Source organism: Cronobacter sp. HA18003, assembly GCF_011605905.1.
In the GTDB taxonomy this organism is placed as follows: Bacteria; Pseudomonadota; Gammaproteobacteria; order Enterobacterales; family Enterobacteriaceae; genus Cronobacter; species Cronobacter sakazakii.
The window spans coordinates 291,473-316,360 of record NZ_JAANQO010000011.1; the positions used below are offsets into that span (position 1 = coordinate 291,473).

22 protein-coding genes, 1 tRNA gene and 1 other annotated feature are annotated in these 24,888 nt (G+C 58.0%); of the genes, 10 read left to right on the plus strand and 13 right to left on the minus strand.

Features of this window, described 5'->3' with window-relative positions; translation table 11 throughout:
• The 9 genes from hisIE to hisL form a co-directional block, all read right to left on the minus strand.
• Positions 1 to 612: a bifunctional phosphoribosyl-AMP cyclohydrolase/phosphoribosyl-ATP diphosphatase HisIE gene (gene hisIE, locus G6041_RS02325; RefSeq protein ID WP_012124345.1), complete on the minus strand. Its 612-nt coding sequence runs from the start codon at positions 610 to 612 to the stop codon at positions 1 to 3.
• Complete coding sequence (gene hisF, locus G6041_RS02330; RefSeq protein ID WP_012124346.1) at positions 606 to 1,382, minus strand: imidazole glycerol phosphate synthase subunit HisF; 777 nt, start codon at positions 1,380 to 1,382, stop codon at positions 606 to 608. Before hisF ends, hisIE begins: the two co-directional genes overlap by 7 nt.
• The gene (hisA, locus tag G6041_RS02335) at positions 1,364 to 2,101 is read right to left on the minus strand and encodes a 1-(5-phosphoribosyl)-5-[(5-phosphoribosylamino)methylideneamino]imidazole-4-carboxamide isomerase (RefSeq protein ID WP_012124347.1); all 738 of its coding nucleotides are present in this window, start codon (positions 2,099 to 2,101) and stop codon (positions 1,364 to 1,366) included. Before hisA ends, hisF begins: the two co-directional genes overlap by 19 nt.
• Positions 2,102 to 2,692 (minus strand): imidazole glycerol phosphate synthase subunit HisH, encoded by a 591-nt coding sequence (hisH, locus tag G6041_RS02340; RefSeq protein ID WP_004388507.1) that lies wholly within the window; start codon positions 2,690 to 2,692, stop codon positions 2,102 to 2,104. It abuts the gene before it with no gap.
• The gene (gene hisB, locus G6041_RS02345; protein ID WP_004388509.1) at positions 2,692 to 3,759 is read right to left on the minus strand and encodes a bifunctional histidinol-phosphatase/imidazoleglycerol-phosphate dehydratase HisB; all 1,068 of its coding nucleotides are present in this window, start codon (positions 3,757 to 3,759) and stop codon (positions 2,692 to 2,694) included. The genes hisH and hisB overlap by 1 nt, the downstream gene beginning before the upstream one ends.
• A complete protein-coding gene (gene hisC / locus G6041_RS02350) occupies positions 3,756 to 4,838 on the minus strand; it encodes a histidinol-phosphate transaminase (protein WP_012124348.1) in 1,083 nt (360 codons plus the stop codon). The genes hisB and hisC overlap by 4 nt, the downstream gene beginning before the upstream one ends.
• Positions 4,835 to 6,139, minus strand: a complete 1,305-nt coding sequence (gene hisD, locus G6041_RS02355) for a histidinol dehydrogenase (protein WP_012124349.1) — start codon at positions 6,137 to 6,139, stop codon at positions 4,835 to 4,837. The genes hisC and hisD overlap by 4 nt, the downstream gene beginning before the upstream one ends.
• Positions 6,140 to 6,144: 5 nt before the next feature.
• Positions 6,145 to 7,044: an ATP phosphoribosyltransferase gene (gene hisG / locus G6041_RS02360; protein WP_004385872.1), complete on the minus strand. Its 900-nt coding sequence runs from the start codon at positions 7,042 to 7,044 to the stop codon at positions 6,145 to 6,147.
• 47 nt (positions 7,045 to 7,091) lie between these two features.
• Positions 7,092 to 7,214: a sequence feature (His leader region), on the minus strand.
• Positions 7,190 to 7,240 (minus strand): his operon leader peptide, encoded by a 51-nt coding sequence (gene hisL, locus G6041_RS02365; protein WP_071601073.1) that lies wholly within the window; start codon positions 7,238 to 7,240, stop codon positions 7,190 to 7,192. Its footprint overlaps the feature before it by 25 nt.
• A gap of 180 nt (positions 7,241 to 7,420) precedes the next feature.
• Here hisL and G6041_RS02370 point away from each other — a divergent pair, with 180 nt between their 5' ends.
• Positions 7,421 to 8,245, plus strand: a complete 825-nt coding sequence (locus tag G6041_RS02370; protein ID WP_004385874.1) for an SDR family oxidoreductase — start codon at positions 7,421 to 7,423, stop codon at positions 8,243 to 8,245.
• On the opposite strand, the gene G6041_RS02375 is transcribed toward G6041_RS02370, so the two are convergent.
• Positions 8,229 to 9,008: a gamma-glutamyl-gamma-aminobutyrate hydrolase family protein gene (locus tag G6041_RS02375; RefSeq protein WP_012124352.1), complete on the minus strand. Its 780-nt coding sequence runs from the start codon at positions 9,006 to 9,008 to the stop codon at positions 8,229 to 8,231. The two genes, G6041_RS02370 and G6041_RS02375, sit on opposite strands and share 17 nt — an antisense overlap.
• 266 nt (positions 9,009 to 9,274) lie before the next feature.
• Between G6041_RS02375 and gabT the strand changes: the two genes are divergently transcribed.
• Both gabT and G6041_RS02390 read left to right on the plus strand, forming a co-directional pair.
• On the plus strand, positions 9,275 to 10,570 hold the full coding sequence (gene gabT, locus G6041_RS02380) for a 4-aminobutyrate--2-oxoglutarate transaminase (RefSeq protein ID WP_041460459.1): 1,296 nt from the start codon (positions 9,275 to 9,277) through the stop codon (positions 10,568 to 10,570).
• A 188-nt stretch (positions 10,571 to 10,758) separates the two neighbouring features.
• A complete protein-coding gene (locus G6041_RS02390) occupies positions 10,759 to 12,120 on the plus strand; it encodes an APC family permease (RefSeq protein ID WP_007794764.1) in 1,362 nt (453 codons plus the stop codon).
• A gap of 296 nt (positions 12,121 to 12,416) precedes the next feature.
• On the opposite strand, the gene sbcB is transcribed toward G6041_RS02390, so the two are convergent.
• Together sbcB and G6041_RS02400 are read right to left on the minus strand one after the other, a co-directional pair.
• Positions 12,417 to 13,844 (minus strand): exodeoxyribonuclease I, encoded by a 1,428-nt coding sequence (gene sbcB / locus G6041_RS02395; protein WP_015386526.1) that lies wholly within the window; start codon positions 13,842 to 13,844, stop codon positions 12,417 to 12,419.
• A 77-nt stretch (positions 13,845 to 13,921) separates the two neighbouring features.
• Positions 13,922 to 15,073 carry an acyltransferase family protein gene (locus tag G6041_RS02400; protein ID WP_012124357.1) on the minus strand — a complete coding sequence of 384 codons (1,152 nt, stop codon included), beginning with the start codon at positions 15,071 to 15,073 and terminating at the stop codon, positions 13,922 to 13,924.
• Between the two features lie 243 nt (positions 15,074 to 15,316).
• On the opposite strand from G6041_RS02400, the gene dacD reads away from it, so the two are divergent.
• The 4 genes from dacD (at position 15,317) to G6041_RS02420 (ending at position 18,810) form a co-directional block, all read left to right on the plus strand.
• Positions 15,317 to 16,483 carry a serine-type D-Ala-D-Ala carboxypeptidase DacD gene (dacD, locus tag G6041_RS02405; protein ID WP_228370869.1) on the plus strand — a complete coding sequence of 389 codons (1,167 nt, stop codon included), beginning with the start codon at positions 15,317 to 15,319 and terminating at the stop codon, positions 16,481 to 16,483.
• 87 nt (positions 16,484 to 16,570) lie between these two features.
• On the plus strand, positions 16,571 to 17,044 hold the full coding sequence (gene sbmC, locus G6041_RS02410) for a DNA gyrase inhibitor SbmC (protein WP_004385325.1): 474 nt from the start codon (positions 16,571 to 16,573) through the stop codon (positions 17,042 to 17,044).
• 200 nt (positions 17,045 to 17,244) lie between these two features.
• On the plus strand, positions 17,245 to 18,303 hold the full coding sequence (locus G6041_RS02415) for an FUSC family protein (protein WP_041460461.1): 1,059 nt from the start codon (positions 17,245 to 17,247) through the stop codon (positions 18,301 to 18,303).
• Positions 18,304 to 18,471: 168 nt separating this feature from the next.
• Complete coding sequence (locus tag G6041_RS02420) at positions 18,472 to 18,810, plus strand: DUF496 family protein (protein ID WP_004385327.1); 339 nt, start codon at positions 18,472 to 18,474, stop codon at positions 18,808 to 18,810.
• Between the two features lie 113 nt (positions 18,811 to 18,923).
• On the opposite strand, the gene G6041_RS02425 is transcribed toward G6041_RS02420, so the two are convergent.
• Positions 18,924 to 18,999, minus strand: a tRNA-Asn gene (locus G6041_RS02425).
• 190 nt (positions 19,000 to 19,189) lie between these two features.
• On the opposite strand from G6041_RS02425, the gene G6041_RS02430 reads away from it, so the two are divergent.
• The 3 genes from G6041_RS02430 (at position 19,190) to G6041_RS02440 (ending at position 24,877) form a co-directional block, all read left to right on the plus strand.
• Positions 19,190 to 20,662, plus strand: a complete 1,473-nt coding sequence (locus tag G6041_RS02430; RefSeq protein WP_029464225.1) for an EmmdR/YeeO family multidrug/toxin efflux MATE transporter — start codon at positions 19,190 to 19,192, stop codon at positions 20,660 to 20,662.
• A 391-nt stretch (positions 20,663 to 21,053) separates the two neighbouring features.
• Positions 21,054 to 23,576, plus strand: a complete 2,523-nt coding sequence (locus G6041_RS02435; protein ID WP_166491626.1) for a type VI secretion system Vgr family protein — start codon at positions 21,054 to 21,056, stop codon at positions 23,574 to 23,576.
• On the plus strand, positions 23,576 to 24,877 hold the full coding sequence (locus G6041_RS02440; RefSeq protein ID WP_012124363.1) for a VRR-NUC domain-containing protein: 1,302 nt from the start codon (positions 23,576 to 23,578) through the stop codon (positions 24,875 to 24,877). The genes G6041_RS02435 and G6041_RS02440 overlap by 1 nt, the downstream gene beginning before the upstream one ends.
• Positions 24,878 to 24,888: the final 11 nt, after the last annotated feature.

The window sequence follows — 24,888 nt, forward strand, 5'->3', positions numbered from 1 at the left end:
TTATTTGTGCCGTCCGCGCAGGTTTTCAATCACCGCGCTGAGATCGAGCTCCTGATCCTGAAGCAGCACCAGCAGGTGATACACCAGGTCAGAGGCTTCGTTCACCAGCTCTTCGCGGTCGTGTACGGTTGCAGCAAGCGCCGTCTCCACGCCTTCTTCACCCACTTTTTGCGCGATACGCTTGGTGCCGCTGGCGTAGAGCTTCGCTGTGTAAGAGCTTTCCGGCGACGCGGTTTTACGCGCGGCCAGCAGTTCTTCAAGCTGATAAAGGAAGTGCCACTGGTGATGCGCCTCGCCAAAGCAGCTGGTGGTACCGAGATGGCAGGTTGGCCCAATCGGGTTAGCCAGCACCAGCAGCGTATCGTTATCGCAGTCCGGCGTAATGCTCACCACATTGAGAAAATGGCCGGAGGTTTCGCCTTTGGTCCAAAGACGCCCCTTCGTGCGCGAGAAAAACGTGACCTTGCCGCTCTGCTCGGTTTCGCGCAGCGCCTCCTGATTCATGTAACCCAGCATCAGCACCTCGCCGGAAACCGCATGCTGCACCACGACCGGCAGCAGCCCGTCGGTTTTTGCCCAGTCCAGTTGAGCCCGCTGTTGTTCTGTTAACACACCCGTATCTCCACGCCTTGCTGAGCCAGAAACGCTTTCAGCTCGCCAATATTAATAATCTGTTTGTGGAACACTGACGCGGCCAGCGCCCCGTCGACGTTTGCCTCGCGAAAGGCGTCCAGGAAGTGTTCCATCGTCCCGGCACCGCCGGAGGCGATAAGCGGCACGCGGCACGCCTCACGCACTTTTTTCAGCTGTACGAGATCATAGCCGTTACGCACGCCGTCCTGGTTCATCATGTTCAGCACAATTTCACCCGCGCCGCGCTGCTGCACTTCCCGCACCCAGTCCAGCGTTTCCCACTGGGTCACGCGGGTGCGGCTTTCGTCGCCGGTGTACTGGTTGACGTGATATTTGCCGGTCTCTTCATCAAACCAGGTATCGATGCCCACCACGATGCACTGCACGCCGAAGCGATCCGCAAGCCTTGTGATAAGCGTTGGATCGGCCAGCGCCGGGGAATTGACGGAAATTTTGTCCGCGCCGAAGGAGAGAATTTGCGCCGCGTCTTCCAGCGTTTTGATCCCGCCCGCCACACAGAAGGGGATATCGATGACTTCTGCCACGCGTGTGACCCAGCTCTTATCCACCACGCGGCCATCGCTTGAGGCGGTGATATCGTAAAAGACCAGCTCATCGGCGCCTTCTTCGGCGTAGCGTTTCGCGAGCGGCACGATGTCGCCGATAATTTCATGGTTGCGAAACTGCACACCTTTGACGACTTGCCCGTCGCGTACGTCAAGGCAAGGGATTATCCGTTTTGCCAGCATTGGATCGCCTCCGTTACGTTAAATTTGCCTTCCAGCAGCGCGCGACCGACGATCACGCCGCCGACACCGCTGCCACGCAGCGCGCGAATGTCTGACAGTTCGCCGATGCCGCCGGAGGACTGGAACGCCACCTGCGGATAGCGCGCGCAGACTTCTTCATACAGCGCCACGTTCGAGCCAGACAGCGTCCCGTCGCGGGAGATATCCGTGCACAGCACATGCTTAAGCCCCGCGGGCAGATAGCTTTCCACCAGCGTTTCCAGCGTCACGCCGGAATTTTCCTGCCAGCCGCTGACCGCCACCTGTTTGTTGCCGGCGTCGTCGATACGCACATCCAGCGCCAGCACCAGCGCGTCGGCGCCGAAGCGCTGGAACCAGCGCTGCACGTCCTGCGGCGCTTTTACCGCCGTTGAGCCCACCACCACGCGCGCTACGCCTGCGTCCAGCAGCGCCGCCACGTCATCTTCGCTGCGCACGCCGCCGCCGACCTGCACCGGCACGTTGACGCCCGCCACCAGCTTTTGAATGAGCGCAATCTGGCGCTTCGCCGGATCTTTCGCGCCGGTTAAATCCACCAGATGCAGCAGCTGCGCGCCCTGCGCTTCGTAATCCTGCAGGCGCGGCAGCGGGTCGCGGCCATAGTCGCGCTGCTGACCGTAATCGCCCTGATGCAGGCGCACCACCGTGCCGTCAATTAAATCCAGAGCCGGAATAATCATTTACATCTCCAGGAAGTTTTTCAGCAGCTGCGCGCCCGCGGCTCCTGAACGCTCCGGGTGGAACTGCACCCCCCAGAAGTTATCTTTCTGCACCGCGGCGGTGAACGCCTCGCCATAGGTGCACTGTGCTATCGTGTTCGCGTTCACTGGCATCGCGTAGCTGTGCACGAAGTAAAACCAGGCGCCATCCTCAATACCGCGAAACAGCCGGTCGCCCGCTTTGGCATACACGCGGTTCCAGCCCATGTGCGGCAGCGGCAGGCCGTGGTCGGTCATTTTCGGCACCGGCTGATCGATAATGCCCAGCAGATCCACGCCATTATTCTCTTCGCTGCGGCTGCCGAGCAGCTGCATACCGAGACAGATCCCCAGTACGGGCTGGGTACAGGCTTTGATTAAATCCACCAGATCGCGCTCGATAATTTGCTGCATCGCCGCCTCGGCGGTGCCGACGCCCGGCAAAAAGAGTTTATCGGCGCGCAGCACCAGATCCGGGTCGCGGCTCACCACGGGCTCATAGCCGTGGCGGCGCACCGCCGATTGTACCGAGTGCAGGTTGGCGCAGCCGGTATCCAGAATCACCACGTTCATCACAGCACTCCTTTTGAAGAGGGCAGCGTTTCGCCTTCAACGCGAATCGCCTGGCGCAGTGTACGGCCAAACGCTTTAAACAGGCTTTCGACGCGGTGATGGTCGTTTTTGCCTTTGGTTTTCAGGTGCAGCGTGACGCCCATGGTGTAGGAGAGCGAGCGGAAGAAGTGTTCCACCATCTCGGTGCTGAGATCGCCCACGCGCTGATAATTGAACTCGGCTTTATATTCGAGGTGCGGACGCCCGGAGATATCGAGCGCGCAGCGCGCGAGACACTCATCCATCGGCAGCACAAAGCCGAAGCGGTTGATGCCGCGCTTGTCGCCAAGCGCCAGCTTCAGGGCTTCGCCGAGCGCCAGGCCGGTATCTTCCACGGTGTGGTGATCGTCGATATAGAGATCGCCTTTGACGCCGATTTCCATGCGAAAGCCGCCGTGGGTGGCTATCTGGTCCAGCATATGGTCGAAGAAGCCGACGCCGGTGTTGATTTTGCTGCCGCCTTCGCGGTCCAGCCATACTTTAACGTCAATCTGGGTTTCACGGGTGCTGCGCTCAACGTGCGCGTAGCGATCGCGCTTTGTCAGGTGCTCGCCGATGGCGGCCCAGTTCAGATCGGCACGGTTGTAACGCAGGCCCGTAATGCCCATGTTTTCCGCAAGCTCCACGTCGGTCGCGCGATCGCCAATCACATAGCTGTTCGCCGCGTCCATCACGCCCGGTTCGAGATAACGCTCGACCAGCTTTGTTTTAGGCTTGCGGCAGTCGCAGTTGTCCGTCGGGAAGTGCGGGCAGATCAGCACATCTTCAAAGAGCACGCCCTGAGAGGTAAAAATCTGCATCATCAGGTTATGCGGGCCGTCGAAATCCGCCTGCGGCAGGCTGGCGGTGCCAAGACCGTCCTGATTGGTGATCATCACCAGCTTAAAGCCCGCTTTTTGCAGTTGCAGCAGCACCGGGACAGCGTCCGGCTCAAAGGCCAGCTTGTCAAAACGATCGACCTGGAAATCTTCCGGCGGCTCGGCAATCAGCGTGCCGTCGCGGTCAATAAAGAGATACTTCTGGCTCATACTCGCTCCGTGGCCGCAAGGCCGGGTTGGTCACGCAGGGCGTCAATCACGCGCTGGCACTCTTCGCGGGTGCCAACGGTAATGCGCAGGCAGCCGCTGAGTGTCGGTTGTCTGTTCTGGTCTCTTAAGATAATGCCCTGATCCCACAGCGATTTAAATACCGCGCTGGAGGCTGTGATACGCGCCAGCACATAGTTGGTTTCACTGTCGAAAACCGCCTCGACGCAGGGCGTCTCGCGCAGGCCCGCTATCAGAACATCGCGGTTAGCCAGCACCTGCGCCACGCGCTCGCGCATCGCGGTGATGCCTTCCGGGCTTAACGCTTGCGCAGCGATATCCGCCACCGGCGTTGATAGCGGGTAGGGGGCGATCACTTTCAGCAGCAGGTTAATGACCTCTTCATTCGCGAGCGTAAAGCCGCAGCGCAGCCCGGCGAGCGCAAAGGCTTTAGAGAGCGTGCGCAGCACGACGAGGTGCGGGTATTCGCCAAGCCAGCCCGCGAGCGTCGCCTGCGGGCAGAACTCAATATAGGCTTCATCCGCCACCACGATGGCTTTGCCGCGCGCCATCTCCAACAACGTGCGCAGATCCTGCGGGTTAATCAGCTGGCCGGTCGGGTTATTGGGGCTGCAGACGAAAATGACTTTAACGCCGTCAAGCTGTTCCGCAATCGCAGGCAGATCAAGCTGCCAGCCGTCCGTCGCCTGCACGGTGCGGCACTCCACGCCACTGGTTTCGGCGCTGACGCTGTACATGCCGTAGGTCGGCGGGCAGTAGAGCACGGCGTCGCGGCCCGGCTCGCAGAAGGCGCGGATCAGCAACTCAATGCCTTCATCCGCGCCGCGGCTGACCAGCACCTGCTCAGGTTTCACGCCGGCGTATTGCGCGTAACGTTCGATGACGCGTTTCGGCTGGCACTCCGGGTAGCGGTTGAGCGTCTGCGCGGTCAGCTGAAACTCGACGGGCAGCGGATATTCATTCGCGTTCAGCCACACATCGCCATTGCCGCCAAGACGGCGCGCAGACTGGTAGGGCGTCAGAGTGCGCACGTTCTCGCGCGCGAGTTCTTCAATGCTCATGCTTGCTCCTTCAGGGCTGCCACGCGCAGCGTCACGGCGTTTTTGTGGGCGGTGAGCTGTTCGGCCGCCGCCAGGGTTTCGATGGTTTCAGCGAGCGCGGAAAAACCTGCGGGCGTTAATTCCTGCACCGTCATACGCTTCTGGAAATCCGCCAGACCGAGGCTTGAGCTGGTGGCGGTGTAGCCGTATGTCGGCAATACGTGGTTGGTGCCGGAGGCGTAATCGCCCGCTGATTCCGGTGACCAGTCGCCTAAAAAGACGGAGCCTGCGCTGGTGATGTCATCGACGAGCTCGCGTGCGTTGCGGGTCTGGATGATTAAGTGCTCCGGGCCGTACTGGTTAGAGATAGCCACGCACTGCGCGAGATCGCGCGCCACGATGATGCGGCTCGCCGAGAGCGCCTGGCGGGCGGTTTCCGCGCGCGGCAGCGCCTCAAGCTGGCGGGCGGTGGCGTCGGCCACGGCCTGCGCCATCGCCGCGTCCGGCGTGAGCAGAATCACCTGCGAATCCGGGCCGTGCTCGGCCTGCGAGAGTAAATCGGACGCGACGAAATCCGGCGTCGCGCCGCTGTCGGCAATCACCAGCACTTCGGAAGGCCCTGCGGGCATATCGATCGCCGCGCCGTCGAGACGCTGGCTCACCTGGCGTTTGGCTTCGGTCACAAACGCGTTACCCGGCCCGAAAATTTTATCTACTTTCGGCACGCTTTCCGTCCCAAAGGCGAGCGCGGCAATCGCCTGCGCGCCGCCTGCCTGAAAGACTTCCTGCACGCCGCAGAGCTTCGCGGCATAGAGAATTTCATCGGCGATGGGCGGCGGAGAGCAGAGCACCACGCGTTTACAGCCTGCGATGCGCGCGGGCGTCGCCAGCATCAGCACCGTCGAGAAGAGCGGCGCGGAGCCGCCCGGAATATAAAGCCCGACCGACGCCACCGGGCGCGTCACCTGCTGGCAGCGCACCCCAGGCAGGGTTTCGATATCCACAGGCGCGAGCTGCTGGGCGCGGTGGAATTTCTCAATATTCGCGACGGCAACGGCCATCGCCTGTTTGACGTTATCGTCAAGGCGCGCGGCGGCGGCGTCGATCGCTTCAGCGGTGACTTTTAGCGCCGCGACGTCGGTTTTATCAAACTTCACGCTGTATTCACGCAGCGCCGCGTCGCCGCGGGCTTTGACGTTATCAAGGATCTCCGCCACCGTGCGGGTAATGCTTTCTGATGCCGAGATAGCCGGGCGCATCAGCAGTTCACGCTGCTGCTGTGCGCTACAGGCGTTCCAGTCAACGATCGTCGTAAAGGTCATGGCGGTCACTCCATCATCTTCTCAATCGGCAGCACCAGAATGGAGCTGGCGCCCAGCGCTTTCAGTTTTTCCATGGTTTCCCAGAACAGGGTTTCGCTGCTCACCATGTGCATCGCCACGCGCTGCTGATCGCCTGCCAGCGGCAGAATAGTCGGGCGCTCGGCACCCGGCAGCAGGGCGATGACTTCATCGAGGCGCTCGGTCGGTGCGTGCAGCATGATGTATTTCGATTCGCGCGCCTGGATAACGCCCTGGATACGCGTCAGCAGTTTATCGATAAGCTGCTGCTTCACGGCAGGCATCTCGCCGTCGCGCTGGATAAGACAGGCTTTCGAGCGGTAAATCACTTCCACTTCGCGCAGGCCGTTGGCCTCAAGGGTCGCACCGGTGGAAACTAAATCGCAGATGGCGTCGGCAAGCCCGGCGCGCGGGGCGACTTCCACCGAGCCGTTCAGCAGACAGGATTTAAACTGCACGCCTTTTTGATCGAGATAACGTTTAAGCAGGTGCGGGTAAGAGGTGGCGATACGTTTATTATTCAGGCTTTCCGGGCCTTCCCAGACATCATCGACCGGCGTGGCGAGCGAGAGGCGGCAGCCGCCGAAATCGAGGCGACGCAGCGTGTAGTAGCGCGGGTCGTCGCCCTGAGCGCGGCGGGTCAGCAGCTCTTCTTCCAGCACATTTTCGCCGATGATGCCGAGATCGACCACGCCATCCATTACCAGGCCCGGAATATCGTCATCGCGCACGCGCAGGATGTCGATAGGCATATTCTCCGCCAGCGCGATCAGACGCTGGGTGTGCAGATTAATTTTTATGCCGCAGCGGGCCAGCAGTTCGCGCGAATCATCGCTTAAACGGCCGGATTTCTGAATAGCTATGCGTAAACGGTTGTTGTCTGTCATCTCGCCTTATCCTTGTTGATCTCGTTAAATTCGTCTGCCAACGCCCAATAAAAAAGCCCCCGGAAGATGATCTTCCGGGGGCTCTCTTAGCGTTCATGCACCACTGGAAGATCCGATCGTCTTCCAGCACACATCGCCTGAAAGACTAATCAGGATGATGGTGATGGTGGTGGTTGTTAAACTGAACGCGTGTCATAAAATTCTCTTGTTGAATGCTTATTCAAAACCTGTCTTAACCGTAAACCATACCGGGCAGAGAAGGCAAGGGCTTTTTTTCATCATTAAAACCTTTCATATTCACTACATCAATTGTCAGCCTGCGGCGGCTGGCGTAGCCTGAAAAGAGGCAGACGCAAAGACGGAGCAGGAGAACGCAATGAAAAAGGTCGCGATTGTCGGATTAGGGTGGTTGGGTATGCCGCTGGCGCTCGCGCTTAACGCCCGTGGCTGGCAGGTCGCTGGCAGCAAAACCACGGCTGACGGCGTGGAAGCCGCACGTATGTGCGGTATCGAAAGCTATCAGCTGGAGCTGTTGCCGGAAATGGTGTGCGACAGCGACGATCTGGAGGCGCTGTTTAACGCCGACGCGCTGGTGGTGACGCTGCCCGCGCGGCGTACCGGCGGCAACGGCGAATATTACTTACAGGCGGTGCAGCAGGTCGTGGACAGCGCCCTGGCGCACCAGATCCCACGGATCATTTTTACCAGCTCCACCTCGGTCTACGGCGAGGCGGAAGGCATCTGCAAAGAAACGACGCCCGCAAATCCGGTCACTGAAAGCGGGCGCGTGTTAAGAGAGCTTGAGCAATGGCTGCACAATTTGCCGGGTACGTCAGTGGATATTTTGCGCCTGGCGGGGCTTGTCGGCCCGGGGCGTCATCCGGGCCGTTTCTTTGCGGGTAAAACGGGCCCGAATGGCGGACATGGCGTCAATCTCGTGCATCTTGAGGACGTGATCGGTGCCATTACCCTCCTGTTGCAGTCGCCCAAAGGCGGGCATATTTATAACCTGTGCGCCCCGCAACACCCGACGCGCGCGGAGTTTTATCCGGTGATGGCGCGCCAGCTTGGCCTTGAGCCGCCGCGCTTTAGCGAAAGCCCGGCGGGCACCAAAGGCAAGCTGATTGACGGCAACCGGATCTGCCATGAACTGGGGTTCGAGTATCTCTACCCGGACCCGCTGGTTATGCCAATGGAGTGAGCGCCTGATGGTCAGCCTGCCAGACGCGGCAGGCGGCCACAAAGGCGTCAAAAATCTGTTTTGAGAGCGGCTCGTCGTGCAGCGCGCCCCATTCCGGGTGCCACTGTACCCCGAAGGCGAACGGGTGCTCCGGAATACTGATAGCCTCAATCAGCCCGTCGTCGGCGCGCGCCTCGATAAACACGCCGGGCCCCACCTCGCGTATCCCTTGCTGATGCAGCGTATTCACCCGCACGGTTTCGCCGGGCGCGACCCAGCTGTCGAGCCAGCCGCCGGGCGTTATCTCAAGCCCGTGTACCGGCGCGAATTTCGCCTCCGGACTGCCGTTCGGGTTCACTTCATGCTCGCGCAGCCCTTCGACATTATGCAGTTGCCGCCAGAGCTTGCCGCCGGTGGCGACGACCATCTCATGCACGCCCCGGCACGAGCCGAGCAGCGGCAGGCCGGTATTCAGCGCGTGACGCACCAGCATCAGCGCCAGTTTGTCGCGCCCCGGATCGTTGCTGGTCTCCTGCGCCTCTTCGCCGTAATGATGCGGCTCAATGTTGCACGGGCTGCCTGGCAGAAAAATTCCGCTCAGTGATTTCAGCGCTGCCGCCAGATAGAGCGGATCGTCCGCCAAATGGTGGGGCAGGGGAATGGCCACAGCACCGGAGTGATAAAGCGGTGCCAGATAAAGCTTTTCCACCGTTAAGATTAACTGCTCGTCCTGATTACTCTGACACATCAATACGCCAATCAGAGGCGGTGTGTTTACGGTCATGCTGGCTCGCCTGTTTCGCCGGGATACAGATCCTGTAGTTGAGCATTCGCAACGGGTCAACTTTCCACGCGCCCGCTCTGGCAGAACGTCCGGCTTGAGCTATGTTTTGATAACGGGCGTTATTTAAGCGGTTTTCGCCACGCTTTTTCGCGATGTAATAACTGCCGTAACGCTTTTTCCAGACGTTAACGCCCCCCGATATAGCGATGAAAATAATGTTGCCTCCGTCTTTTTGGGCGGAGGCTTTTTGCGCACAGGAGTCAATGATGCAAAGCAATCAGCAGTGGCAGGCGCGACGTGAGGAAGCGGTGCCGCAGGGCGTGGGTAACGCGCTGCCGGTATTTGTGGCGCGGGCTAAGAACGCGGAGATCTGGGACGTGGAGGGGAAGCGCTATATCGATTTCGCCTCCGGCATTGCGGTGCTCAATACCGGGCACAACCACCCGGCGGTTATCGAGGCCGTTAAGGCGCAGCTCGATAATTTTACGCACCCTTGTTTTCAGGTAACGCCTTATGGCAATTACATTGAGCTTGCGGAACGCCTGAACAGGCTGGCTCCCATCAGCGAGCCGTGCCAGACGCTGTTTCTCTCAACCGGTGCTGAGGCGGTGGAGAACGCCATCAAGGTGGCGCGTATCGCCACCGGGCGCTCGGCGGTGATTGCGTTTCGCGGCGCGTTTCATGGCCGCACGCTGCTTGGCATGGCGCTCACCGGCAAAGTGCAGCCCTATAAAAAAGGCTATGGTCCATTCCCGGCGGGCATTTATCACGCGCCTTACCCGGCGGCATATCTCGGCGTGAGCGACACCCAGGCGCTGGCGTCGCTGGCGGGGATTTTCGCCGCGGACGTGGCACCGGAAGAGGTGGCGGCGATTATTATCGAGCCGGTACAGGGCGAGGGCGGGTTTTACGCCGCCTCTGCCGAGTTTATGCAGCAGCTGCGCGCGTTGTGCGATAAACACGGCATTGTGCTGATTGTTGATGAGATCCAGAGCGGCTTTTGCCGGACCGGCAAAACGTTTGCCATCGAACATTCAGGCGTCGAGCCGGATCTCATTACCATGGCGAAAAGCCTGGCGGGCGGGTTCCCGCTCTCGGCGCTGGTGGGGAAAAAGGCGCTGTTCGACAAAGCGCTGCCGGGCGGGCTTGGCGGCACTTACGCAGGCTCGCCGGTAAGTATCGCGGCGGCGCTGGCGGTGACGGATCTCATTGAGCAGGAGCAATTAAACGCGCGTGCCATCGCCCAGGGCGAACTGCTGATGAGCGGTCTGCGAGAGCTGGCGCAGAAGTATGATTGTATCGGCGATGTGCGCGGCGTCGGCGCGATGGTGGCGATGGAGCTGGTGCATGAGCGCGACAGCCATCGTCCGGATAAAGAATTGACCCAGCAACTGGTGCAGGAGGCAGGGCGTCAGGGTCTGATTTTACTGACCTGCGGCGTGCGTGCGAACGTCATCCGTTTCCTTATCCCGCTCACCGCTGAGAAAGAAATTGTGACAGAAGGTCTCAACGTCTTGTCATCCTGCCTTAAAGTGGTGCAAAATACGCGCCCTGCAAAATAAGATATTAACCGACGTCAACGCGTCGGTTATTTTTTTGCAGTCAAGAGCATCGTAATTAAATTCAAGAGGCCGGGCTTCGTACCGGATAGATACTTACTTAAAATCCGACAGTTGTTGTCGCTGAGGAATACAGAAAATGGGGCAATTTTTCGCTTATGCGGCGATGTTCACCGTAAAGGAGAATAATTATGTCGCTTAATGCAACTCCAAAAACCTCTCGCGTGGAATTACGTAAAACGCTTACGTTGATTCCGGTTGTTATGATGGGCCTCGCCTATATGCAACCTATGACGCTGTTCGATACGTTCGGTATTGTATCTGGCCTGACGGACGGTCACGTGCCGACCGCCTATGCCTTCGCGCTGGTCGCTATCCTCTTTACCGCGCTGAGCTACGGTAAACTGGTGAAACGCTTCCCGTCTGCGGGCTCGGCGTACACCTACGCGCAGAAAGCGATTAACCCGACCGTGGGCTTCATGGTGGGCTGGTCGTCGCTGCTCGATTACCTCTTCGCGCCGATGATCAACATTCTGCTCGCGAAAATTTACTTTGAAGCGCTGGTGCCGGAAATCCCGTCATGGATTTTCGTGGTGCTGCTGGTCGCGTTCATGACCGTTTTCAACATGCGTACGCTTAAAGGCGTGGCGAACTTCAACACCATTATCGTGGTGCTGCAGGTGGTGCTGATCGCCGTGATTCTGGGCATGGTGATTTACGGTGTAGCGCACGGCGAAGGCGCGGGTACGCTGACGAGCTCACGTCCGTTCTGGTCTGAGAATGCGCACGTCATCCCGATGATCACCGGGGCGACCATTCTGTGCTTCTCGTTTACCGGCTTTGATGGCATCAGCAACCTGTCGGAAGAGACCAAAGACGCTGAACGTGTGATTCCGCGCGCTATCTTCCTGACCGCGCTGATCGGCGGCCTGATCTTTATCTTCGCGACTTACTTTATCCAGCTCTACTTCCCGGATATCTCGCGCTTTAAAGATCCGGATGCGTCCCAGCCGGAAATCATGCTCTACGTGGCAGGTAAAGCCTTCCAGGTCGGCGCGCTGATTTTCTCTACCGTGACCGTACTGGCGTCCGGTATGGCGGCGCACGCAGGCGTTGCGCGTCTGATGTATGTGATGGGCCGTGACGGCGTATTCCCGAACCGCTTCTTCGGTTACGTGCATCCGAAATGGCGTACCCCGGCGCTGAACGTGGTGCTGGTGGGCGCGATTGCGCTGATGGCGATTAACTTCGACCTGGTAATGGCGACCGCGCTGATTAACTTTGGTGCGCTGGTGGCGTTTACCTTCGTGAACCTGTCTGTGATTTCACAGTTCTGGATCCGCGAAGGCCGCAACAAGACGCTGAAAGACCACTTCACCTACCTGCTGCTGCCGGTATGCGGCGCACTGACCGTGGGTGCCCTGTGGCTGAACCTGGAAGAAAGCTCCATGGTGCTGGGCCTGATCTGGGCCGGTATCGGTGTGGTTTACCTGGCGTGCGTGACCCGCAGCTTCCGTAACCCGGTACCGCAGTACCGTGAAGATATCGCGTAATTACCGCGATACGCATAACGAAAAGGCTCCACGAAGGGAGCCTTTTTTATTGCCGGTAGTTTTTGGGGCGGCGGGTTGGGATGTCGATGGTATGGGGCAGTGGATTGGGATTTCGATGGGGCGGGGCGGCGGGTGCGCTTCGCTTACCCGCCCTCCGAGTGAGCGTTTCTGTTGGGAATATGTAGGGCGGGTAAGCGAAGCGCACCCGCCATATTAAAACCAACTCCATTTCCCGTTAGTAAGGCGGGTAAGCGCAGCGCACCCGCCATATCCCGTCACGCCGGTATCCCCCGCGCTTACCCGACAATCTCCTGCGCGTACTGATACAACGCTTTCAGCAGCGCCGTCTTCTCTTTGTCGCTCTCATACTGGTTGTAGAGCATCTCTAACTCCTGGGCGTAGGCCTGCAGGAATTCCGGCGTAAACACGTCGCGGCGATGCGCCAGCCAGCGCGCTTGTTCCTGCTCGCTGAGCGTGCCGGGGAAATTACGCGCCCGGTAATTAAACAGCAGCTTCTCGATACGCTTATCCACGAACGTAATATCGAGCGCCGGCAGATTCTGCGGCGGCGTCTCCAGCACAATGCGCATCGCGGCGCGATCGGCGTCGCTGAAAAAGCCGTCGTAGAGCTGCGCATCGACGTTATCGGTAGGTGGGAACGGCGGCGCGTCGGCAAACAGCGCCACCAGTTTTTCGCGCACCTGCGGCGAATCGCGAAGCACCTTGAGATTATTCAGGCAGTGCTGACGGTCGATGCCAAGACGCTCGGCATCTTCCGGGCGCAGCGTATTGGCCTGCGCCAGTACCGGGCATTTATTGAGATGCACCAGCTTCACCGGCACCGCGCTCGCGTCGCCGAGCGCCGCTTTCGGCGTGTAGAGCCGCTCGCGCAGATCGTCAGCGTTCAGCTCCAGCAGAGGGCTAATATCGCCTGCCAGATCCACCACAATTACCGCGTTACGGTTGTCCGGGTGCCAGGCGACGGGCGCTATCCAGCTCGTATTGCCGCGCCATGCACCAAACATGCCGGAAACGTGCACCAGCGGCTTCATCTGAACGGTATCAATCAGCGTCGCCAGCTTCTGCTTACTGCGGTAGGTGTAGAGATAATCGAACATCCGCGGCTGGCGGGTTTTCACCAGCTGCGCCATGGCGATGGTGGCGTACACATCCGCCATCGCGTCGTGCGCGTTGGCGTGTTCAATCCCGTTGGCGACGGTTAAATGCTCAAGGCGAAAGCTCGGCAGCCCGTCGCTGTTCTCCGGCCAGACGATGCCTTCCGGGCGCAGCGCGTAGCAGGCGCGCATCACATCCAGCAGATCCCAGCGCGAGTTATCGTTCTGCCAGCTCCAGGCGTAAGGGTCGTAGAAGTTGCGATAGAAAATATTGCGCGTCACTTCGTCATCGAAGCGCACGTTGTTATAGCCGACCACGCAGGTTTTTGGCACGGTGAACAGCGCGTGGATGCGTCTTGCAAATTCCGCTTCGTTTTCGCCGCGCGCGCGCGCCACCTGCGGCGTAATACCGGTTATCAGCACCGCTTCTGGTTGAGGGAGATAATCGTCGGCGGGCTTGCAGTAAAAGACGTCCGGCTCGCCGATGACCGTGAAATTCTCATCGGTGCGCAGGGCGGCGAACTGCGCCGGGCGGTCCAGCGAGGGGCTTTTGCCGAAGGTTTCGTAATCGTGGAACAGAAAAGTCGGTTGCGCGGCAGAATCAGACACCAGGTCACCATCCAGAGTAAGTAAAAAAACAGGGCTATGGTAAACCATAGCCCTCTCAGGAAGAAGTGGCAGCGGCCTTAAGGCATGACCTGCTCCGGCTGCACCGGTTTGCGGGTAATCAGCCGTTTGCCGAGCGCAATGCCCGGTTTCTCCACGCGATGGAAAAGAACCGTCGCCAGCGCGTACGTCACCGGCAGGCTGATGGCGGCGGCGATGAGCAGGCGCACCGGCGAGGCGTACTGCTCAAACGCGCTGTGCTCCACCAGCAGGCCGATGACCGGAATCACAATCATCAGATGCAGCAGATAGACCGAATAGGAGACATCACCGAGGAACTGGCTGATACGGCGCGTCAACAGCCAGCGCGGCAGCCGCATCGCCTGATGCAGCAGCGAGCCCGCCTGCGCCTGCCACAGCAGCGCGCCGAGCCCTGCAATCATCACGCACTGGGCGATGAGGCGAACCGGCGTCACCGCGATATGCATCTGCCAGGCGAGTACCGGTGCCAGGAACGCCAGCAGCAGCAACTGGCGGCGGCTGTCGCGCACGGCGGCGGCTATCAGCATGCCTGCGACAAACAGCGGCAGCTTAATCAGGATCATCGAAGGCATCGGGAACGCCTCAAAATACCCCGGAAATGCCCAGCGCGCCGCAAAGCAGGCCACCATTACCGCGAAGGCGGCGGCAAAGAATCCCCAGCGCATCACCAGCAGCATAATGAACGGGAACAGCACGTAGAACTGCATTTCGAGCCCGATGCTCCAGTCCGGCAATACCGTGCGGAACGAATAATAAGGGATAGCGCCGAATACAAACGAAATATGCGCGAGAATATTGCCCGCGGACGTATCGGCATAGCGCTGGCTTTCGGTTTGCGTCGACGGCCAGGCCTGGGCGATGACATCGCGCCATTCGCCGAACGCCGCGCCGAAAATAAGCGCTAACAGCAGCAGGAAATAATAGAGCGGCGCGATACGGAAAAAGCGGCGCAGCCAGAAATTACGCATAGTATGGCCACTGGTCCACGGCTCAATGTCCCGACGCTCCATATAATTCTTCGCCATCAGAAAACCCGACAGCAAAATAAACAGATCGACGCCCATGCCCGGATCGTATAACAGGGGAATGCGGCACTGCACCAGCAAACAAATATGCCCCAGCAGCACCCACAGCGACGCGAGACCGCGTAACCCCTCAAGCTCCGGCGACCAGCTTTTACCCTGCGCCATACCCTTCTCCTCAGCCTTTTAAAAGTCACCAGGCTAAAAAGAGTCGGCCTTTATAACAATCGGAACAGTACGTGAAATGTTTATTATCAGATTTTCCGCAGCGTGTTATCGGCAGGTAAACGAAACGGTGGCAATTTTAGTTAAGACGCGTCTTATTCATATTTCCTTGCAATTTAGCGGAGCAAGGAAATAAAAACTGCCGTAAAAAAGGCGCCCCATCGCGAAGTTACAGAGGATATGCTGTTGAAATTTAGACCAATGATTGCCGTTTCCTGCATCATGCTGGCCGGTATTACCGCGCAGGCGAACGCCGCCGCGCTTTCCATGCCGCAACCGCCAGCCATAATGGCGGGCAGCTATGTGTTGATGGACTATACGACCGGACAAATACTGGCGGCGAATAACGAGCATCAACAGCGTAACCCGGCGAGCCTGACCAAATTAATGACCGGCTATGTGGTGGACCGCGCCATCGACAGCCATCGCATCACGCCAGATGACGTGGTGACGGTCGGGAAGGACGCCTGGGCGAAAGATAACCCGGTGTTTGAGGGCTCGTCACTGATGTTCCTGAAGGCGGGCGATCGCGTCACGGTGCGCGACCTCAGCCGCGGCCTGATTGTCGATTCCGGCAATGACGCCTGTGTGGCGCTGGCCGATTACGTGGCGGGCGGCCAGCCGCAGTTCGTTGCGATGATGAATGATTACGTTCAGAAGCTCGGCCTGAAAGATACGCATTTTGAAACCGTGCATGGGCTGGACGCGCCGGGGCAGCACAGCTCCGCTTACGATCTGGCGGTATTATCGCGCGCCATCATCCACGGCGAGCCGGCGTTTTACCATATGTACAGCGAAAAGAGCCTGACCTGGAACGGCATCACCCAGCAGAACCGCAACGGCCTGCTGTGGGATAAAACGCTCAATGTTGACGGACTGAAAACCGGCCATACCTCAGGCGCGGGCTTTAACCTGATAGCCTCCAGCGTTGACGGCAAGCGCCGCCTGATCGCGGTGATCATGGGCGCCGACAGCCCGAAAGGGCGCGAAGACCAGGCGCGTAAACTGCTGCACTGGGGCCAGCAGACTTTCGATACCGTGGAGATCCTGCAAAAGGGCAAGAAAGTGGGCACCGAGCGCGTCTGGTACGGCAAAGACGAGCAGGTGGCGGTCGGCACCGATCGCGATTTCTGGCTGACGCTGCCGAAGGCGCAGCTTGCGAACGTGAAGGCGAAATATCTGCTCGATCGCGAGCGCCTCGACGCGCCGCTGGACGCCAATGAAAGGGTGGGCGAGATAGAGCTCTATAACGGCGATACGATTATTGCGCGTATGCCGCTGGTGACGCTTGAGAAGGTAAAAAAGGGCGGCGTGTTCTCGCGCTTTGGCGACTGGCTGCATCTGACCCTGTAAGCGTTTTTTGCGAACGCGAAGGCGCTCACAGACGTCCGGATGAGCGCCGCACACTATACTCGCTATTTTGAACAGCGAGGAGTGAACATGGATTACACCATCGAGCATGTCTTAACGCGTAAAATCGCCGGTTTTCATCTGGTCGGCCCGTGGGAGAAAACGGTGCCGCAGGGGTTTGAGCAGCTCTCTCTGTGGGTGGATAACTTCCATATCCAGCCGCAGGCGTGGCTGGCGGTTTATTACGATAATCCGCAGCAGGTCGCCCCGGAGAAACTGCGCGCCGATACGGTGGTTGAAGTGCCGGCAGATTTCACCCTGCCGGAGAACAGCGTCGGCGTGATCCTGACGGACCTGCCGGGCGGCCAGTACGCGGTGGCGCGCGCTCGTGTTGAGAACAACGATTTCGGCACGCCGTGGCTCGCCTTCTTTACGCGTCTGCATCAGGACGTGCGCTACCAGATGGCCGCGCGCCCGTGTTTTGAAATTTATCTCAACGATGGCAAGCGCGACGGCTACTGGGACATCGACATGTATATCCCGGTCCAGACCTCCGGCGAATAACGCAGTCGCGCCCCCGCGATGGCGGCGGGCGCGCTTTTTGTTAAGTAAATGGCAAAATAACGTTAATTCTTCGATAATTCGTACGACTTCTCTGAAAAGTTACAGCTTTTCCCCGATTTTTGTCAGAAAATAGCGCCCCTCATTTTCAGGCGTTTCGCCTGAAGCGACGTTTCATCTAAGCTGTTAACGGGAAAGTCAGCGTGCGTGCCGATAAATCGCTCTCCTCTTTTGAAATCCGTCTCTACCAGCATTACCGCATCGTGCACGGCGTGCGCATTGCGCTGGCGTTTATCCTGACGTTTTTACTGGTGCGGATGCTGAACGTGCCGGAAGGCACCTGGCCGCTCATCACGCTGGTGGTGGTGATGGGGCCAATCTCATTCTGGGGCAACGTGGTTCCGCGCGCCTTTGAGCGCATTGGCGGCACTATTCTCGGCGCGGCGCTGGGGCTCGTAGCGTTGCAACTCGAAGGCTGGTCGCTGCCATTGATGCTGTTGTGGTGCGCGCTGGCGATGTTTCTGTGCGGCTTTCTGGCGCTCGGCAAGCGGCCTTATCAGGCGCTGCTGATTGGCATCACGCTGTCGGTGGTGGTCGGCGCGCCGCAGGGCGACATGCTGGTCGCGCTCTGGCGCGGCGGTGATGTGATTTTCGGCTCGCTGCTGGCGATGCTCTTTACGAGTCTCTGGCCGCAGCGGGCGTTTATTCACTGGCGTATCCAGATGGCGAATTTTGTCGGCGATTTCGCGAAAATTTATCACGCCGGGCTGTCGCCAAATCTGGTGGAGCGCCCGCGGCTCGATAAGCCGCTCCAGAATATCCTCGGCAGCGTCGTGAAGCTGCGCGCGTTTATCACGCCCGCCAGCAAGGAAACGCACATTCAGCGCGCCATTTTCGAGGCTATTCAGACCACCAGCCGCAATATGGTCTGTACGCTTGAGATGCAGAACAACGCCTGGTGGGCCTCGCGCGAAAGCCACTTCCTGATGATTAACGCCCGTACCCTGCGCGATTCGCAGCAGATGACGGAGAATACGCTGGCGGCGATTGCACAGGCGCTGCGCGAAGGAAACCCGTCGCCGGTGATGGCCAACCGCGAGAAGCTCGCGGAGATCGCCCAGGAATTGCGCGCGCTGATGAGCGAAGGGCAGCAGGGTGCGCTGGTCGAAACGCCGATTCACGGCTATGTATGGTTGAGCATGGAACTGGCGCAGCAGCTGGAGCGCCTTTCACAGCTGATTTGCCGGGCGCTGCGCAAATAATCCGCAGACGACCGGCGCTTGTTTCGATTCAGCACCGTTTCAGGCTATGATAACCACAGGCATCCTGAACGGGATAAAACCATTGTCATCAACCGCCGCTGACAGTAAGGTTTACGTCATGCGGTTGTTTAAACGAATCCGAGTCTTAAATTCAGTAGGGGTGTAAAAATGGAAAACAGCAAACCTTCATTCCAGGACGTTCTTGAGTTCGTGCGTCTGTTCCGCCGTAAGAACAAGCTGCAGCGTGAAATTCAGGACGTCGAGAAGAAAATTCGTGACAACCAGAAGCGCGTACTGCTGCTCGACAACCTGAGCGATTACATCAAACCGGGCATGAGCGTGGAAGCCATTCAGGGCATTATCGCCAGCATGAAGAGCGACTACGAAGACCGCGTTGATGACTACATCATCAAAAACGCTGAGATCTCCAAAGAGCGCCGCGAGATTTCTAAAAAGCTCAAAGCGATGGGCGAGCTGAAAGTGCACGAGCCGAAAGGCGAAGAATAAGTAAAAAAAACCGCTTCGGCGGTTTTTTTATTTCTGCGCTATGGCGCACGTCTCGATTGCCGAGCGAGCATCCAAAAGCAAAAAACCCGCTAAAAAGCGGGCTTTTTTGAATCTGGCTCCTCTGACTGGACTCGAACCAGTGACATACGGATTAACAGTCCGCCGTTCTACCGACTGAACTACAGAGGAATCGTGTGGAGGCTAATCATAGCGGCCCCGCGCCAATTGTCAAATGCCATTTTCCTTCGGCCTGCGCGTTCGGACATTCTCTGAACATTACGCGCTATTTTCCAACAATATCTCTGGAAAGCCTTTGCAGGAATGCGGGTTCTAACTCATTATTTGAAATGAGGTTTCAACTTTCACACGCAGGTTCATTTTGAGTGTAACCACTACCGTTCGCCAGGCTATCGCTCGTACGCCCTGGTACAAGAAAAGAAAAAGCTATCGGGTGCTGTTCTGGCGCGAAATCACGCCGCTGGCTGTGCCTATTTTGCTGGAAAACACCTGCGTACTGCTGATGGGCGTGCTGAGCACGTTCCTTGTAAGCTGGCTCGGCAAAGAAGCGATGGCGGGCGTGGGCCTCGCCGACAGCTTCAATATGGTCGTGCTCTCCTTTTTCGCTGCGGTTGATTTAGGGACGACCGTTGTGGTGGCGTTCAGCCTCGGCAAGCGCGATCGTAAGCGGGCGAGGGCGGCGGCCAGACAGTCGCTCGTGTTGATGACTATCGTCTCGATTCTGCTGGCGGCGCTGGTACATGTGACCGGTGAATACATCATCGATGTGGTGGCGGGCGAGGCGACGCCGCAGGTCAAAGAACTGGCGCTCATTTACCTGCAACTGACCGCCTGGAGCTATCCGGCGGCGGCCATCGCGCTTATCGGCAGCGGCGCGCTGCGCGGGGCGGGGAATACCAAAATCCCGCTGCTGATTAACGGCGGGATGAACATCCTGAATATCGTGATCAGCGGCTTTCTGATTTACGGGCTGTTTTCCTGGCACGGCCTCGGTTTTATCGGAGCCGGACTGGGGCTTACTATTTCGCGCTATATCGGCGCTATCGCTATTCTTTATGTGCTGATGATCGGCTTTAACCCGGCGTTGCGCATCTCGCTTAAAAGCTATTTTTCGCCGCTTAAGCTCAATATTCTCTGGGAAGTGCTCGGCATCGGACTGCCTGCGAGTATTGAATCGGTGCTGTTTAACGGCGGGAAACTCTTGACGCAGATGTTTGTGGCGGGCATGGGCACCAATGTGATTGCCGGCAACTTTATCGCGTTCTCGGTCGCCGCGCTGATCAACCTGCCGGGGAACGCGCTCGGCTCTGCTTCCACTATCATCACCGGTAAACGTCTCGGCAAAGGGCAGATTGGCCAGGCCGAGCGCGAGCTGCGCCACGTTTTCTGGCTTTCGACAATCATGCTGACCGCCATCGCCTGGGTGAGCGCGCCGTTTGCCGGGCTGTTCGCCTCGTTTTATACCCATGAAGACGATGTGAAAGAGGTTGTAAAAGTCCTGCTGTGGCTCAACGCGGCGTTTATGCCGATCTGGGCGGCCTCGTGGGTGCTCCCAGCGGGGCTTAAAGGCGCGCGCGACGCACGCTTTGCGATGTGGGTGTCGATGCTCGGCATGTGGGGCTGTCGCGTCGTGGCAGGCTATACGCTCGGGATTGTGCTCGGTATGGGCGTTGTGGGCGTGTGGCTCGGCATGTTCCTCGACTGGGCCGTGCGCGGTGTCTTCTTCTACTGGCGCATGGTGAGCGGCAAGTGGCTGCAAAAATATCCACGCCCGCCGAAGCGGCCCGTGGTACTGGACACCCCCGCACCGCCGGGGCAACCGAAGGCGATGTAAGCCTGAAGCCAAAAAGCCCGCTATAAAGCGGGCTTTTTATACCCATTGATGCGTCTTCTGAAGACGCTTTGCCAGCCAGTCAATATTCCATACTCCCTGGAAATATTTTTTTATATATCCATTCAGTTTCATTATTTATTTAATAAATCAATTCGCGTGATAAATATAATTGACTCTATATTCCGGTAGCGAAAAATAAATATTAAGCATTGCTTTCCTGGCGTGGTGGCAATAGCTGGCATTCACATCGAAATATGTCTGGCTAAAAACGATTTATTACCTTTTCCCGGATTGACCCGGATTTTTTGCGGCTTATCCTGTTATTTTTTTTCGTTATTAAAACTATTCGGACGATTGCCGGACGCGGCAATCTTTTTCAAAGGAATGAAGGATGACTATTTCCGATAAAGGATCCAGTGTTTCTTCCCGTTATACGCTTGAAATCGCCCACAGCCGGGTGAGGCCCGACGTACTTAATTTTCACGGTCGCGAAGCCCTTAGCGAGCCATACCAATGGCGCATTGAATTCACCGCACCGCAGAGCGACCTGGCGCCTGAAGACGTTCTGTTGAAATACGCCACTCTGAAGATGCTTTCTGGTCGCGTGGTATATGGCGTCATTACCCGTTTTGAATGGCTGGGAACGTCAGCAGACCAGACGCACTACGCGGTGACGCTCGCTTCGCGGCTGGCGTTACTGAGCCTGACCCGCCGCTGCGCGGTTTACCAGAATCTCTCTGTGCCTGAACTGCTGGAGCAGATACTGCGTGCGCACGGCCTGGAAGGGCCGGATTTTGATTTCCGCCTGGAGCGGACGTATCCGCAGCGGGAACTCATCACCCAGTGGCGGGAAACCGATCTGGCATTTATTCAGCGCATTCTCTCTGAAGTGGGTATCTGGTTTCGCACAGAAATGAACGCGGTGACGCAACTGGAAACTCTCATCGTTGGCGACAGCCAGCTTAACTGCGTGTTCGGCGTCAGCGTGCCATACCGTGAGCCATCCGGCCTGTATGACGGCGCGCAAGACGCCGTCTGGGATGTGCGGTGCTGGCAGAACACAGTCACCGGCGTGGTACGCACCCGGGATTACAACTATCGCACCGCTGATACGCCGATGGATTCTGCCGTGATGGTAAGGAGCGAGGCTATCACCACCGGCGAGCATTACCGGTATGGCGCGCCGTTTCTTGAAGCGGGCGACGACGCGACGTCAGAGCCGGAAACGGAGAGCGGCGCGTTTTATGCGCGCATCCACCATGAGCGCGAACTGAACAGTGCTACGCGTCTGCATCTTTTCAGCAACGTCTCGCATCTCACGCCTGGGCAGGTGCTGGAAACGCCAGAAAGCCCGGTAGCCGCGCTGAAAGAGGGGATGCTGATTACGCTCGCAACATACCGCGCCGCGCGGGATACGCGCCTGCATGTCTCGCTGTGGGGCATTCCTTATTCCGAGCGGGTGAATTATCGCCCGGTGGAGATTATCCGCCCGGAAATTCAAGGTACGCTGCCAGCCCGTATTGAAAGCCGTGAGCCGCATGACACCTACGCCTGGCTGGACGATACCGGCCGCTACCGGGTGAAGCTGGATTTCAGCCGTGAAGATGCTGAGCCTGGCTATCACTACCTGTGGGTTCGTCAGGCAAAGCCGTATGCGGGTGATGCCTTTGGCTGGCACACGCCGCTTCTGGACGGCACCGAAGTCAGCATTGCGTTTGACGACGGCAATATCGACCGCCCTTATATCGCCCATGCGTTTCACGACGCTGAACATGCCGACATCGTCACGTGCGACAACCGCAGCCAGAACATTCTGCGCACAGCGGCGCGCAATGAACTGCGGATGGAGGATCTGCGCGGGCAGGAGCACGTCGCGCTCACCACTCCATACGGTGCATCTTCTCTGAATCAGGGCCACATCACGGATGAACAGAGTCAACAGCGTGGCGCGGGTTTTGAACTCAGAACGGATGAATATGGCGTTATCCGCGTGGCGAAAGGGCTGTTTGTCACTGCAGACGGCCAGACGAAAGCCGCAGGCGAGGTGCTGGAGAGGGAGGCGGCGCAGAGAGAAATAGAAATTTGCCTTAACCAGATCCAACAGTTAGCTGACGCCGCAGCGCAGGCACAGGCGCTGGAAGCAGATATTGCCAGCCAGATTGCGATGTTCAATGCGCGGTTAAAGCCGTTAAACCAGATGGTGCATTTCCACGGTCCGCAGGGAACGGCGTTTACCAGCGGCGAACATCTACAGATGACGGCCAGCAAGAATGTGGTAATGAATGCCGGAGGCTCTCTGAGTATGGGCGCGATGGGAAACATGACCCTGAACGCCGGTGAAAAAATCGGCCTGTTTGCCCGAACGGGAAAACTGAATGTTATCTCCGGCGAAGGTCCGGTGCAGTTTCAGGCACAGAACGGCACGATGTCTTTGAGCGCGCAGCAGAAAATAAGTCTGGTTTCGACAGGCGATATGCTGTTTGCCGGTAAGAAGAAGGTGACGCTGATTGGCGGCGGCAGTTACCTGAAAATAGAGCAGGGGAAAATAGAGTACGGAACGACGGCCACGTATTTACGCAAGGTGGAGCGAACAATGGTGGGCGCGCCGAAGAATATGCCATTAAAAGTACAACGCGTGGGAACGGCCTATATATATTCCGCGATTTATCAGCTACAGGACAAGCAAGGCAATATTCTCATCAACACGCCTTACCGCCTCACCACGCCCTCTGGCCAGACGATTGCTGGATACAGCGATACTGAAGGCCGCTCCGTACCGGTCTATACCCGCCAACCGGAAGATGTGGAACTGCATATTCTGCGCAAAACAGCATCGCCGGAAGAGTCAATGTGGTTTGTAGGCGAAACGAATGTATATCAACTGGAAACCGAACTCAGGGAGAACCCGTCATAATGGACATGCCCGCTTTACCGGACACACCGACAACCGCGCCCGACACCCCCACCGGCGAGAAAAATCAGCCGTGGGACTGCACGACGACAGGGGTTGAGATGGTCGAAAAACAGTCGCGTCTGCCCACTAATGAAAACCGCCAATATCTGCATCTTAAGGTGGAATACGCCATGCGTTTTCCTCAACTGGCAGCAAAAATTTGTCGTGAAGGAAAAACGTACCAGATGAGCCTTAAACAGCTCATGATGAGCGGACTTATCCGCGCGGATGAAATCGCCCGTAATTACTACTGGTATTACAAAGCAGAAGTGCCGTTTGATATGCGCACCACGCCGCCACGTCCATTTCTTAGCAGTACATTGAAGCAAGACGACGGCGCTCGCAGACGCCACACCACCAATCCCTTCCCGGTACCCGGTAAAGGAATTTATCGTCGTCCTGACGTCATTATCGTGAAAGACAAACAGGATCGCTGGCCTGGGCTGGCGGGGCCGGATCACGATGATCCTCCGGGTATGCATGGCGACAATCTGGCCCGTCTGGTAGAGGTCAAGTTTCCGGGGGATACACTTTTTGAAGATCAATATGACGAATATATGAAGATTGTCGGTAAAGATCGTAACCGTATGACCATTCTGGAGATCCACGACTGCCGCCCACAAGAGCAGCAGTGGGTGGATCAGGTCGTGAATGTGACGATGAAAGCCTGGCAAACCAGCGGGGCAAAATACTGGCCGCTGTTTCTCTACCCGCCGATATTTATGCCTCGCCCGCCTTCCACGCCAGTAGCCGCACGAATTGAGCCGTGGACATACGCCGGTCAAGCCGTGGTCAGTCTTAGCGATGGTGCGATTCGCGGCGTCGCTGAAGGCTGGAGCTCGCTATCAAAAGAGACGCAACAGCTGCTGAACTCAACGGCAGGCTGGCTTAATGACAGCGGGGAGTGGATCTACCGGCAGGGAAGTGAAGTCTGGATATGGACCAGTAAAACCGGTAAGGCGGTGAAATCCTGGAGCAATGTCCGGATAAAAGCTGCATGGGCGGAAATCCAATACGCCACGGATATGACGCTGGACCTGCTCAAGCAGGTGGACTGGGTACAAATTTTAACGAATGTAGCGAAAACGGTGGGCGTTATCCTGGTGGCTATTTGCGTCGGCGCGCTGGTAGTGACGTTGGGCATCCCGGAGGCCATTATTAGCGCATTTCTTCTGATTATTCGTCTGGCGATAACCGCCTGGGAAACCCTTGTAACAATTCTCGGCGGTGGCGCAGGCGCAGCGGCGCTGAGCGCCGGTTAAAAGGAGCAGAT